The organism is Coriobacterium glomerans PW2, from assembly GCF_000195315.1.
GTDB lineage: Bacteria > Actinomycetota > Coriobacteriia > Coriobacteriales > Coriobacteriaceae > Coriobacterium > Coriobacterium glomerans.
In genome coordinates, this window is the sequence record NC_015389.1 from 247,630 (window position 1) to 260,285 (window position 12,656).

Sequence of the window (12,656 nt, forward strand, 5' to 3'; positions counted from 1 at the left end):
CGATCAGGACAGCCCGAGTTCCGAGGCCCTGTACAGATACAATGCGATAACCGCGCACCCGACGGCCACGCACAGAATGCCGAGCGAGATGCCCAGCTTGGCGATACCGCTGCGAGCCGATCTCGTCTTCAACGCGACGACTCCCAAGATGATCGCGATGAGGGCGCATAAGAGGCCCGCAAGCGCCGGCAGCAGGTAGCCCGCAGGAAAGCTCGCGGCACCGAAGAGCACAGACGCGATCGACACCGCGGGCCCGCGTTGGGGCCTGGCCTCGCAGATCTTTGAATTCGATGTCGAGGAGTGGGACCTCGTTGTCTGATCCGTCGTTTCGTCCAAGGTGGCTCTGCCTTTCAAACAGCTCGTGCGGCACCAGGATCGCAACCGCAGGGGCGCATCTCGAATGTAATGGGCTGAAAGGATATCAGGTTGCGGGTTCCAGGGTGCGCAGCCTCTGTGAATTCTTGTCATCTCAGCCTGCTTGCCGCCTCTGGCGATGTGCTAGTGTCGGTGGATACGGGGCGCGTCACCTAGAGGAACGGTTGCAGACAGCCGAGTGAGGCGCCGGGGAGGAGGGCTATGGATGCGATCGATCTCGAGAGGATCGCCCGCGCGGTGGCTGAAGGCGATCTGACCCCTGCGGATCTCATCGAGCATCTGCGGGTCGAATCGGTGAGCGATCTTGGTTATGCGCAGGTGGACAATGAGCGCGGCGTCCGGACAGGGGTTTCAGAGATCATCTACGGGGAGGGGAAGACCCCTTCCCAGATCGCCGGCATCGTAGCTGCCATGCGAGACGCCGGTCAGCGACGCGCTCTCATCACGCGCCTCGATGCCGAGAAGGCGTCCAGCCTGCAGGTGCTAGGAGTGGATATCGCCTATCATGAGCGCGCCCGCGCCGCCGTGAGCGGACCGCTGCCGGATGCGGACGGCAACGGCGAGATACTCGTGCTCACAGCAGGCACAAGCGATCTCGCGGTCGCCGATGAGGCGGTGCTCACCGCGCGGTTCCTCGGCAACCGCGTGACGTGCGTGCATGATGTCGGCGTGGCCGGCATCCATCGGTTGCTTTCGCACGCACGGCAGATCAGCCATGCTCAGGTGATCATCGCGATAGCCGGTATGGAGGGGGCGCTTCCCAGCGTCGTGGCGGGCCTTGCATCATGTCCGGTCATCGCTGTTCCCACGAGCGTCGGGTACGGTGCGAGCTTCGGCGGCATCGCTGCGCTGCTCGGGATGCTCAACAGCTGTTCGAGCGGCATCTCTGTTGTGAACATCGACAATGGATTCGGTGCCGCATATCAGGCATCGCTCATCAATCATCTGAAAGCAAGGGAGCATGACATATGATCTGCGACAACAACGAGGGTGCGGATGCAGGGTGCACGCTGTATCTGGAGTGCGGAAGCGGTATCGCCGGAGACATGCTTGTTGCGGCCCTGCTCGATTTGGGGGGAGATGCCGCGGAGCGCTCCGTGCGACGGGCGCTCGAGAGCCTTCCGGTGAGAGGGTATGAGATCTGCATCTCGCATGTGAGAAAATCCGGTATCCTCTGCTGCGACTTCGCGGTCTTGCTCGATCAAGACCATCAGAACCGGGATCACGATATGGCCTATCTCCAAGGGGCGCCGCATCATGGTCCCAAGCAGCATGCATGTTCGTCAAGCGAGCAACGGCGGCACATCCACCGGCATGATCACGCTCATCGCGGACTGGCTGATATCCTGGGACTCATCAACGGAGCCGACATGACGTCGGGCGCTCGCGCCCTTGCTCGAGACACCTTTTCGATACTGGCTGAGGCAGAGGCGAAAGCGCACGCTCTGCCCCTTGATCAGGTTCACTTCCACGAGGTGGGAGCCGTCGACTCGATTGTGGACATAGTTTCCGCCGCTGTGCTCATCGATCACCTGGGCGTGCAAAGCACGGTGATTCCCTCCCTCACCGACGGACACGGTTCGATCAGATGCCAGCACGGCGTCATCCCGGTACCCGTCCCCGCGACGCTCAATATCTGCGCGGCCCACGGACTGCCGCTCGCTTCCTCGCAGATCGCAGGCGAGCTCGTCACGCCGACGGGAGCAGCGCTCGCGGCGGCCCTTCGCCCGTTGTTCGAGCTGCCGGCGCGCTACACGGTGAGACAGGTGGGAATAGGTGCCGGCAAGCGCGCCTACGAGCGGCCATCGATGCTGCGGGCGCTCATCATCGAGGAGATGCCTGTTTCGTCGACCGATCAGATGGGCCTGCTCGGCTGTCCGGCCGGCGCGCGCAATACGGTCACGAAGATCGAATGCGATATCGACGACTCCACCGGCGAGGTGCTCGCGTACGCGGCCGATCGTCTGCGTGAGGCCGGTGCTCTCGAGGTTCACTGGATAGCGGTCCTGGGAAAGAAGGGGAGGCCGGCGCACCAGCTCGAGGTGATCTGCGACAGTCAAGCCGCCGCGCTCATGGAGCGGATCATCTTCAGCGAGACCTCTACGATCGGGCTGCGGAGCCAGCTCATGGAACGCACATGCCTCGAACGTGCTATGAGTTCTGCAATGACACCATGGGGGTCTGTCAGCATCAAGTGCGTGACACTGCCCGACGGCACACAGCGCAGGACGCCCGAATATGACGATTGCGCAGCGATAGCCGAAAGTGAAAATATCCCTGTTCAAAGCGTTTTCAACACTGCGACACAGGCGGCATATCGCGACGGTTGCCGAGATGAAGTTGTTCCGGTCTCATCCATATGATAGTGTGGTAAAAAATGCTAACATATTTAGAGCGGACAGTTTGTCCGCTTCTATATATGCAGATGTGACAGGGCAGCAGATAGCAGGTCTTCGCAACGGAGGTCTGTCGAGAGGGCGGGTGCGATGCGCTGGTTTCATAAGAGGTCAATCGGTGCAGGTGCGTGCGAGACCCACATCGGCCTGCATCGCCTCGCGGCCTTTGTCATAGCGGCGATCATCATCGCATGCACTGCGTTGTCGGTCGAATCTGTCGGATTTGCTGATCCCTCGTCTGGTGGTCGCGAGGCAGCTGTCATCGAAAAAGGCTCGGCGTCGGGCGAGAAAGATGGTGGCGATGCGCATGATGCTCATGGCGATGCCGCGACCGATACCGCAGATGCGGACGCGCACGGCAAGAAAGAGCCCGATACCGCAGATGCGGATGCGCACGACAAGAAAGAGCCCGATGCCGCAGATGCGGACGCGCACGGCAAGAAAGAGCCCGATGCCGCAGATGCGGGCTCGCACGACAAGAAAGAGCCCGATGCCGCAGATGCGGACTCGCACGACAAGAAAGAGCCCGATGCCGCATCGGGGGACAAGAACTCAGATGGTCCCTCAGCGGATGACCGCCCTGTGCTACATGGCATCAAGAGCATAAACGGAGAGCGGTTCACCTCCGATCAGGCGCACGGCACGTTTACCGTCGATCTCTCCGTTGCCACGGGCGAGTCGGGCGCGCTCGTGGAAGACATCATGAAGGTCGATGGAAACTCTTGGAGCGGAGACGGTGCCGACAAGGGCAGCTACACGTTTTGGAAGCTCAGCTTGAAGGGAACCGATGACGGCACGGACTACGGAACAAAGCAAAGGGGCAGCGGCGGCAACCAATCGAATACCGGAACCAACATCTCCCGGGTCAAGAAGGATGCGGACGGCGAGATCGAGTTCATTCCCTTGGATAAGAACGGCAATCCGGGCTCTTGGACGAAGGTGCACGGAAACGGCTCCGATCTGCAATTCGTTTTCTACTTTCTACAGGATATGCCCGTCGGAAGCAATCCGTCCTACGTGAAGTTTCATGTATCTGATTGGTTCGTTCGCGACTTCACGCCCCCGGGAGGTCGGGGAAGCTCCACGGGGAGAGGCATCATCGTCGAGGTAGTCGATCGAGACAGCGCCGAACAGCTCGCCCAGAGCGGAACCATGTATTACTACAGCACCACGTCTGGGGTGGAGACGCTGACGGCTGACGCGGTTGATCTGGGCAAATACCAGATCACCGGTATCGAGAAGTTCAAGGCGGCTGATCAGGGCAACTCGAGGCCGTGGACCTCTACTGCCAAGGAGGATGCGAACAACCCGATCGCAAGCTACACCTTCGATCAGATGCATGACGGCACCATGGCTGTGAAGTGGGATAAAGACGATCCCAACCATGTGATCTTCACCGTCAGCGTCAGCAGAACCGCTCAGGTGAGCCTCGAGAAGCGCCTCACCGGCCCTGATTCCGATGTCTATCAGAACAAGACCTTCACATTCTCGGCTGGGTTGGAGGTACCCGACGGCAATCCATTATCGACGGCCTACCCCGCAAAAGGGCTTGCAGACGGTGCGACAGAGGTCCGTGTGACCAAGGATGCTTCAGATCCGTCTCGCGGTGAGATCACCGGTATCGCTGCGCGACCGGGTGTCCCGATCACGATCAGCGGTCTGCCTCCAGAGACAGGGGTGCACTTCAGTGAGGCAGGTACTCCGGAACGCGATCCCTCGGTGTTCACGACTTCATTTGACAACGATGTTTCTCACAGCACCGACGGTTCCGCGACGGCTCGCGAGGTCGACCAGACCGGGGACAAGCGGCCCCAGACCGTCACGACGACGAACCGGGTGAGTTCGGGACAAGGCAAGCTTACCGTCACCAAGAAGTTTACCGGACTCAAGAAGATGACAAGTCAGGACCGCATCAATCTCAACGAGTCCTTTCTGATAGAGTCCGATGGCAAGGCCTTTCCCGCGCTGCTTCTCAACAACTGCACTGATGTTACGCCATCTGGTGGAATCTTGGATGAGAGCGCGGACGAGGTCACCTACACATGGAAGCTGAGCAGAGTTGCAACCGGGCCGGCCACGCTCATCGAGCGCAACTACGCCGTCTCCTCGACTGACGTCGCGGCACAGACACGTATCGGCGAAGGTTCCTACAACCTCTCCGACACCGTCGTACTGAAGAATATATCCGATACCCCTACGGCAGTGCTGTTCATGAATGAATACGGATCGGGCAGCACGGACCTGAGCGTTCACAAGAATTGGGAGCGCACCGAACAGGATGAGAAGCTCCCCGTCACCGTCGAGGTCGACTGGAAGGGGTCCATACCCGGCGCAACGGGCGAGGTGCCGGGGGGCCTTGTAGGCACCTACACCATCGACGCGAAGACCGATTGGGCGATGGCTCTTCAGGGGCAGCCGACGCACAGCACGGTGTTGGGAGATATAACCTACAGTGTGACCGAGACCGCTGTCGGCGGTTCTGATCCCGAGGATGCCGGATTCACCTCGACGGTTTCAACAGACGGAGTCAACGCCTTCACCGTCACCAACGAGAAGACGCTCAAGATCGGGCTCAGAATCAAAAAAGTCGACGAGGACGGTGGATCGCCGCTACAAGGTGCCGCATTCACTCTGAGCGATGAAGACGGGACCCCCGTCGGTGAGGAGACCAAGGTCGATTCGGATGGCGTCGCAGCCTTCGATGATGTTCGCGTCGGTTCCTACCTCATCTCCGAGACGTGCGCGCCCGCCGGCTACCAGCTCGCCGCGAACCCTTACCGGCTCAACGTATCGGTTGACGCTGTCACCGTGTTCGTGCCCGATGCTCAAGGCCACTACCCGGATACCGGTGTCGTCGTGCCGGCCTCAGAGGACGGGGCGTATCGGATGACGTTCTCCGACCGGAAGGCTCCGAACCTTCCCTCGACGGGGCTGCCGGGCCCTGCGATAGCCGAGGCGGCAGCTGTGACCGTCGCGGTCGCAGCGGGCCTGCATGCTCTGGCGTCGGCATTCGTGCGCAGACAGGGTTGATCAAGGGGCGGGGATGCCGAATGGAACCGGTGGCACTTGTGAATCAGCCTTCGGTCGCATAGAGTTGATCTGAGCCGGGCAGATAGTTCGTATTCGCCCCGCCCGGCCGCGGTCGAGAGGATCTTGTCATGAAATACCTTGTTGCATCCGATATCCACGGATCCGCCTATTGGACCGAGCGGCTGCTGGAGACCATTGAAGAGGAGCGGCCCGATTGCATCTGCCTTCTGGGCGACCTGCTCTATCATGGCCCGCGCAACGATCTGCCGCGCGATTATGCGCCCAAGCGCGTACTCGCTCAACTCAACGAACTCGCCGGAAGCGTGCGCCTGCTCGCCGTTCGCGGGAACTGCGATTCCGAGGTCGACCAGATGGTTCTGTCTTTTCCGTGCATGGCCGACTATCTCGTCGCATTCGATCAGGCGAGCGGATGCGAGCTGTTCTTGACTCACGGCCACGTGTTCGGTCCCGGGCTCGATGTCAGCGTCGACAGGATGCCGCAGCTTCCGAGTGGATCCGCTCTCGTCTTCGGACACACGCACGTCAAGGTCAACGAGCAAAGCGCTGCCTGTCCGGGTATCCGATTGTTCAACCCCGGAAGCGTCTCGATTCCGAAAGACGGATCGAACAGTTGCGGTATCTATGAATCCGGAGAGTTTCGTCACGTGCTGCTGGAACCCGGGTCCTCGCGATGAGGGAAGCGGTCGATGCGCGAGAGGCCATCCAGTCGCTCATCGAGACCATCTGGCGATTGCGTCAGCCGGGAGGCTGTCCCTGGGATCGCAAGCAGACTCATGTATCCATCGCGGGAAATATGGTCGAGGAGGCATACGAGGCTCTCGACGCGATCGAGCGGGATGATACGGAGCATCTGCGCGAAGAACTCGGCGATGTCCTCATGCAGGTCCTCATGCAGGCTCAGATCGCTGCCGATGCCGATGAGTTCACCTTCCAGGATGTGGCGCGAGACGTCGAAGCGAAGCTCATCCGACGGCATCCTCACGTTTTCGCAAACGATGTCGCAGACGATGTCGCAGATGTCTCCGCCCTCTGGGATCGCGTGAAGCTTCAGGAGCGATCCGATTTCTCCGAGCGGCACGGTCGGGGCGGGTCCTCAGGGGAGAGCCTGCTTGACAGCGTGCCGAGGGCGCTGCCGGCTCTGCGTCAGGCGCAGAACGTATCGCGCAAAGCGGCGGCGATCGGCCTTGATTTGGATGATCGCGAGGCCGTCTGGGATCGGATGGACCGAGACCGGGCTGCGTTTCGGGCCGATCCGCCTGATAGCCCTGAAAGAGAGTCTGAACTCGGCGACCTTTTGTTCTCTCTTGTCAACATCGCGCGCATCGCCGATATCGACGCCGAACGCGCGCTCAGGGCGAGCACTTCGGCTTTTCGCAGACGCTGGCAGACCGTCGAGCGGCTCGCAGGGGAAACGGGAGCGAATGCGGAGCATCTGTCCGCATCGGAGCTCAATATGCTGTGGGATCAGGCGGGGCGCGAGGGGAGTACAATGGAGCGCAGCGCGAACAGGTGATATGGAGCGGGTGTTACCGCATTCGATTCGTGTCATCTCGTTGAATCCTCGACCGTCTGCCTCAACCTCACGGGGGAGGGCATACTAGCGGGGCTTATTCGGCTAATCGCGGATTCGGTCTTTGTCTGACGAGCGAAAGGAAGACAGCATGAGTGAGATTCTGGACGTCTACGGGCGCGAGGTTCTGGACTCGCGGGGCAATCCGACCGTCGAGGTCGAGGTCGTTTTGGAGGATGGTTCGTTCGGGCGCGCCATGGTCCCCTCCGGTGCCTCGACGGGTGCCTTTGAAGCAGTCGAGCTTCGCGACGAGGACAAGGGACGCTATCTCGGCAAAGGGGTCACAAAGGCTGTCGATCACGTCAACAAGGAGTGCGCCGACGCCGTACTCGGTATGGATGCCTTCGACCAGCGGGCTCTCGACGCGGCGCTGCTCGTCGCAGACGGCACGCCCAACAAGGCGAACCTTGGCGCCAACGCGATCTTGGGGGTCTCGATCGCCGTGGCCCGAGCGGCGGCCCAGTCAGCCGGCCTCGAGCTGTTCAGCTATCTGGGTGGCGTGAACGGTCATCTGCTGCCAACGCCGATGATGAACATCTTGAACGGCGGAGCCCACGCGGACAACAACGTGGATTTCCAGGAGTTCATGATCATGCCGGTCGGTGCTCCCACGTTCGCAGAGGGACTCCGGTGGTGCTCGGAGGTCTACCACACGCTGAAGGGCGTGCTGAAAGCTGACGGGCACAACACCGGTGTCGGGGACGAGGGCGGCTTCGCGCCTGATTTCAAGACGAACGCCGAACCGCTCGACTACGTCACGAAGGCCGTGGAGGCGGCCGGCTTCAAAGCCGGTGAGGACTTCATGTTCGCGATGGATCCCGCCTCAACCGAGTTCTTCGACAAGGAACGCGGTGTGTACATGCTCAAGGGCGAAGGCCGCGAGCTGTCGAGCGACGAGATGATCGATTACTGGGAAGGCCTCGTGGACAGCTACCCGCTGATCTCGATCGAGGATGGTCTGGCGGAAGAGGACTGGGACGGATGGGTGAAGCTCACCGCTCGACTCGGCGATCGGATCCAGCTCGTCGGCGACGATCTGTTCGTCACGAATACGAAGCGCTTGAAGAAGGGCATCGATTTGCATGCGGGCAATGCGATCCTTATCAAGGTGAACCAGATCGGCACCCTGACCGAGACGCTCGACACCATCGAGATGGCCAAGCAGGCAGGATACGCCTGCATCGTGTCGCATCGCTCTGGAGAGACCGAGGACGCCACGATTGCCGACCTCGCCGTCGCGACGAATGCGGGTCAGATCAAATCCGGCGCCCCGTGCCGCTCTGATCGCGTTGCGAAGTACAATCAGCTTCTCCGTATCGAGGATGAGCTGTATGCCTCTGCGCGCTATGCCGGAAGAACCGCATTTTACGGGATCGCTGCAAAATCTTGAAAAGCGGCCTGATCCGATTCCTGTGACCCAGGTGGTTCATTCACGGTGGAACGTCGAAGGGAGTACGCTCTCTTCGACGTTCTTCGTATGATGTGGGGTTGCCTCGAACCGAGGGCAAGTGAGGCGATCCGAAAAAAGGAGGGACCATCCGATTTCCATCGGATGGTCCCTCTCGGGTCCCTTCTGTCGCGCGCGACGGCTCAGTCGTTCACCCAGACCCTCTCGGTGCCGCTCTTGACGTGATCGGTTCCGGTCTGGACGCGCTGATAGGATCCGCGGTCCTCGCGGTGCGCCGGTACGTCGACGACGGTGGTGTAGTAGGAGGTGTCACTGAAGTTCAGATTGATGTGACTCATCGAGTAAGTGCGCAATTCCTCTTTACTGTGTGCCTTGTGGCCGTCGCTGAACGTGAATTCGATCACCAGCTTTTTGCTCGTCTTCGCGGGGACGTCAACCCAGTTGGACACCCATCTGTTCTCGTAGCGCGGCACGTCGGTGTAGACGTCTCGCGTCTCCCAGTGGCCGTGCTTGCCGCCGCCGCCGCCGGAGGGCGTCGGGGTCGGCCCGGGCTTCGGCGAGGCCCCCGATCCGGAGTCGTCCGCCTGCGCGGGCGAGTCGTCCCGCCCGGACTTGCTCGGATCGCCCGTCGCCGGGTCGGTCCGCTCGCTCTCGCCGGTCGCCGGGTCGCCTCCGCCGGCTGCTCCCGGGGTCTCCGGGGTCGGCTCGGCCTCCTTTTGCGCGGCGTCCCGGACCTTGTCGCCCGCGCTCGGCGCGGCTGCGGCGTTGGTCTCGATCGCGGTGACGACCCGCTTGCCGGCATCGCCCTTCAGGGTCTCGTCGCCGGTCCCGACGGCGAGCCTGGCGTTGGCGATGATCTCGGCGAGCTCGGCGTCGGTCGGCTCGGCCAGGGCCTCGAACCTCGCCTTGATCACATTTTTATCTCGATGCGCGTCCAGCCGTCCGTCCGATGCAGCCTCGATCTCGAAGGCCGTCTCCTTCGGGGCCCTGTAGGTGCTCCCGTCGGCGTTCACCGGCGGCACCCATCGGATCTTCCACTTTCCCGGGATCAGCTTCGCGATCGCGGTTCCCTTGTGATTCTTCGCGTCGGTGGGGTCCACGGCGCGGCTGAAGGTCCGCTCGTCGGCGCCGGTCGGCGTCAGCGTGGCCACCGCCGCGCTCGAGCCGTCCTTCCAGCCGGGCGCGTCGATGTCGAAGGCGACCTCGACGACGTCACCGCCTCCGCTCTCGCTTCCGGTCTCGGCTGCGGCCGATCTCCATCCTCCGGTCGCCCACGTCGCGCCCGCGACGCCCGCGACGACCAGGGTCGCGCCGATCGCGCCGGCGATCGCCCTTTTCCGATGGGTCGCGACCCATCCTCTCATCTTCCCCATCATGTCCATCAACATATGCGGTCCGTCTTCTTTCTCGTGTCAGATTATCTTTCGCATCTGGGATCGATGGGCCCGTCGACCTGCACGTGCTCGTCCTTCTGGAATCTGCGAATCAACATGTTGCTTGCAGGCAGGCATCATGTGAATCGTGGAGACGGCTTGTTCAGAGCCGATCGAGAATCGCGCTGGTGTTCGCCACGTTCATGGCATTCAGCACGAAATTTCCGGCGTTGATGAGGTTGGAGACTTCTAGCTTTCGGGCAATCTCCTGCTGATTGACTAGCATCAGCTCCATCTGCTTTGACTGGAGATGCATATATGCCTCGACGTTGCGCCTATGAGCATCGGTCTCGTAGAGGTTGACCATCTCGCTCACATCGGATGCGCGATGGTTTTTCACGAGCATGATGAAGCTCTCGACCGTTCTCACATTGTAGTAATCCGGAGGGAACCACGATGCGGTCCTCTCCAGAAGCTCCTGCCGCAGGCGATCTATCTCGCGGACCGTGCAATCATAGCGTGCGGAGTATTCCGCGAGCGCACGCGCATTGCCGGTTCTGATCTCCTTGTTTTCCGCATCCACCTTCGCGTTGCGTCTGGTGACCGCTGTCTTGGCGGCGATCAGGGCGATCACAACGGCGACAGCGTAGCTGCCGATGTAGACGAAGACAGCCGAAGGCGGGAGCTCTGCGTCGTTGGCGACGTGGATGATATTGGTGATGCCGACGAAGGCGATACCAACCAGCAGAGCGAGCCCGACGATCAGGAGCCTTCGTCTTCCTGTCGTCCATCCTCTCCAGAACAGCGCGAGGATCGCCATACAGAGGACGACCTCGTCGAACTTTCCGGTCAGAAGTCCTTTCAAAACCACAACGGCGACAATGGCGATGCCGAACACGAACAGCCCGTATTCCGACTTCTGTCCCACAGTTCTCGATTCCAGCCTTTTCTGCTCCTGCCGGTAGTTGAGCACCAGGGAGGCCTGTGTCGTGTACTGCTCCAGAATGAGAAGGAGGCTGTCCCTGACGAAGCACAGCTCATCCAGCAAACTTCGTCCGCACGGTGAGGCAGATGCAGCCGAAGGCGCGTCTCCGTTTCCCTGCTGCACCTCCCTGCCGCATTTCGGGCAGTATGCCCCGCCATGCTGGATCTCCTCGCCGCACGTGCTGCAATACATCGTTTCGGTTCCTCTCATGAGTCGTCTGCGGGGCTGTCGCGTTCACCAGTCTTCGGGAGCGTGATCGATACAATACGACCGAGCTGTATAACACTGATTCAACACAATACTACTGCATCTAAACAAGTGCAAATCTGCATAGGACATGAAACTCTCTTCAGATGGATAAAAGACTCGAGCGTCAGATCGGGGCGCGCATCCAGTTGCTGCGTCGTGCGAGGACCGGGCTGAGCCAGGAGAAGTTCTCTGTGGCAGCTGGGATCGATTACAGCTATCTCGCCGGGGTCGAGCAGGGGAGGCACAGGTTGTCGGTCTCCATGCTCAAGCGCATCGCCGATGGACTTGATCTTTCCATGTCGGAGATTCTCAAGGGGCTGTGATCAGACGCGCGCTCATCCCTGCTGGGATTTCAAGGTTTTCGCGGATCCGTCTGCGTTCGGATCTGCCGTCGCGCTCTCTCAGCGCGGCTCGGTCGCGCGCTCGCTGGCAGCCAGAACCCAGATGCGCCGCCCGAGATCTATGAGCATAGCGGCTCTTTCATCGTTTGCGAGGCCGTTTCGGCGCGCGTAGGCGGACGGATCAAGAAGAGACTCCAGCATGATGACATCGGCCTCATCGCGGTACACCTCGAGATCGCGCGCGTCCATGCTGATCAAGTCGGAGTCCACGGCCTCCACCATCACCCCTCGCGTCGTCACTCCCGCTACGACGAAACGCCGGCAGCCGTCATCGATCGCGCGCACGGCGTCTCCAATGCGCACGAGGACGCCCTTGCTGTCGCGCGGTTGCGGCACCTGAGCTCGGATGCGCTCCAGCATCGACTGAAATGCCCGCATCAGGTACAGCGGCTCGATCTCACCATCCATCACCTGCTCGAGTTCCCTCTCGAAGCTCTGTCTCGCTTGCCGCCCGTCGTCGACGAGCGCCCATGGTCTCCCGTATGGCTTTTCGAGCAGGGCGATGCCGCCATCGCGTGGATCGGCGAAGTAGGCGAGCACTCTCTTGCCGTCGCAGTCCTCAACCTCGAGGAGGCCGCTCAGGTACTGCTGCTCCACGGGTCCCTCGGGCAGATGCATGGACTTTTTCAGGCGACCCGTCAGGTCCGGTTGGTAGTCCCTCGCCCCCTCGCTGTCAGCCTCCATGCCATCGATGACGATCTCTTCATTCATGCGCGCATCCTTTCATATGATCCCCCGTTCGGCGTAGATGGCGTTCTTCTGCTGCCTCTGACTTGCGAATGATGGTTGCGCGACATGTGATCGGGCGCGGATCGGGGGCATCTCATACCCGGCTGCCGATCCGGTCG

Annotated in this window: 11 protein-coding genes; 7 read left to right on the forward strand and 4 right to left on the reverse strand. The window is 61.1% G+C overall.

Annotation, left to right across the window (positions count from 1 at the left end; translation table 11 throughout):
* Nucleotides 1–3: 3 nt before the first annotated feature.
* Nucleotides 4–336 (reverse strand): hypothetical protein, encoded by a 333-nt coding sequence (locus CORGL_RS01100; protein ID WP_041738475.1) that lies wholly within the window; start codon nt 334–336, stop codon nt 4–6.
* Between the two features lie 240 nt (nt 337–576).
* Between CORGL_RS01100 and larB the strand changes: the two genes are divergently transcribed.
* From larB to eno, 6 genes are all read left to right on the forward strand, one after another.
* Nucleotides 577–1,347 carry a nickel pincer cofactor biosynthesis protein LarB gene (gene larB / locus CORGL_RS01105; RefSeq protein WP_013708082.1) on the forward strand — a complete coding sequence of 257 codons (771 nt, stop codon included), beginning with the start codon at nt 577–579 and terminating at the stop codon, nt 1,345–1,347.
* Nucleotides 1,344–2,738 carry a nickel pincer cofactor biosynthesis protein LarC gene (gene larC / locus CORGL_RS01110; protein WP_013708083.1) on the forward strand — a complete coding sequence of 465 codons (1,395 nt, stop codon included), beginning with the start codon at nt 1,344–1,346 and terminating at the stop codon, nt 2,736–2,738. Before larB ends, larC begins: the two co-directional genes overlap by 4 nt.
* A 123-nt stretch (nt 2,739–2,861) precedes the next feature.
* A complete protein-coding gene (locus tag CORGL_RS01115) occupies nt 2,862–5,801 on the forward strand; it encodes a SpaA isopeptide-forming pilin-related protein (RefSeq protein WP_013708084.1) in 2,940 nt (979 codons plus the stop codon).
* Nucleotides 5,802–5,929: 128 nt separating this feature from the next.
* The gene (yfcE, locus tag CORGL_RS01120; RefSeq protein WP_013708085.1) at nt 5,930–6,496 is read left to right on the forward strand and encodes a phosphodiesterase; all 567 of its coding nucleotides are present in this window, start codon (nt 5,930–5,932) and stop codon (nt 6,494–6,496) included.
* On the forward strand, nt 6,493–7,335 hold the full coding sequence (mazG, locus tag CORGL_RS01125; RefSeq protein ID WP_013708086.1) for a nucleoside triphosphate pyrophosphohydrolase: 843 nt from the start codon (nt 6,493–6,495) through the stop codon (nt 7,333–7,335). The genes yfcE and mazG overlap by 4 nt, the downstream gene beginning before the upstream one ends.
* A gap of 148 nt (nt 7,336–7,483) precedes the next feature.
* Entirely contained in the window at nt 7,484–8,782 is a 1,299-nt protein-coding gene (gene eno, locus CORGL_RS01130) for a phosphopyruvate hydratase (RefSeq protein WP_013708087.1), read from the forward strand.
* Nucleotides 8,783–8,982: 200 nt separating this feature from the next.
* On the opposite strand, the gene CORGL_RS01135 is transcribed toward eno, so the two are convergent.
* Complete coding sequence (locus CORGL_RS01135) at nt 8,983–10,188, reverse strand: hypothetical protein (protein ID WP_013708088.1); 1,206 nt, start codon at nt 10,186–10,188, stop codon at nt 8,983–8,985.
* Nucleotides 10,189–10,336: 148 nt separating this feature from the next.
* Nucleotides 10,337–11,368: a zinc ribbon domain-containing protein gene (locus tag CORGL_RS01140; RefSeq protein ID WP_172633503.1), complete on the reverse strand. Its 1,032-nt coding sequence runs from the start codon at nt 11,366–11,368 to the stop codon at nt 10,337–10,339.
* A 143-nt stretch (nt 11,369–11,511) separates the two neighbouring features.
* Between CORGL_RS01140 and CORGL_RS01145 the strand changes: the two genes are divergently transcribed.
* Complete coding sequence (locus tag CORGL_RS01145; protein ID WP_013708090.1) at nt 11,512–11,730, forward strand: helix-turn-helix domain-containing protein; 219 nt, start codon at nt 11,512–11,514, stop codon at nt 11,728–11,730.
* Between the two features lie 78 nt (nt 11,731–11,808).
* On the opposite strand, the gene CORGL_RS01150 is transcribed toward CORGL_RS01145, so the two are convergent.
* Entirely contained in the window at nt 11,809–12,519 is a 711-nt protein-coding gene (locus CORGL_RS01150; protein ID WP_013708091.1) for a hypothetical protein, read from the reverse strand.
* Nucleotides 12,520–12,656: the final 137 nt, after the last annotated feature.

Excerpts from the sequence above, each read along its gene's own strand:
- yfcE (WP_013708085.1), top strand. The coding sequence starts at position 5,930 with ATGAAATACCTTGTTGCATCCGATATCCACGGATCCGCCTATTGGACC.
- larC (WP_013708083.1), top strand. The coding sequence starts at position 1,344 with ATGATCTGCGACAACAACGAGGGTGCGGATGCAGGGTGCACGCTGTAT.
- CORGL_RS01140 (WP_172633503.1), bottom strand. The coding sequence starts at position 11,368 with ATGAGAGGAACCGAAACGATGTATTGCAGCACGTGCGGCGAGGAGATC.
- CORGL_RS01135 (WP_013708088.1), bottom strand. The coding sequence starts at position 10,188 with ATGTTGATGGACATGATGGGGAAGATGAGAGGATGGGTCGCGACCCAT.
- larB (WP_013708082.1), top strand. The coding sequence starts at position 577 with ATGGATGCGATCGATCTCGAGAGGATCGCCCGCGCGGTGGCTGAAGGC.
- CORGL_RS01145 (WP_013708090.1), top strand. The coding sequence starts at position 11,512 with ATGGATAAAAGACTCGAGCGTCAGATCGGGGCGCGCATCCAGTTGCTG.
- CORGL_RS01150 (WP_013708091.1), bottom strand. The coding sequence starts at position 12,519 with ATGAATGAAGAGATCGTCATCGATGGCATGGAGGCTGACAGCGAGGGG.
- eno (WP_013708087.1), top strand. The coding sequence starts at position 7,484 with ATGAGTGAGATTCTGGACGTCTACGGGCGCGAGGTTCTGGACTCGCGG.
- CORGL_RS01115 (WP_013708084.1), top strand. The coding sequence starts at position 2,862 with ATGCGCTGGTTTCATAAGAGGTCAATCGGTGCAGGTGCGTGCGAGACC.
- mazG (WP_013708086.1), top strand. The coding sequence starts at position 6,493 with ATGAGGGAAGCGGTCGATGCGCGAGAGGCCATCCAGTCGCTCATCGAG.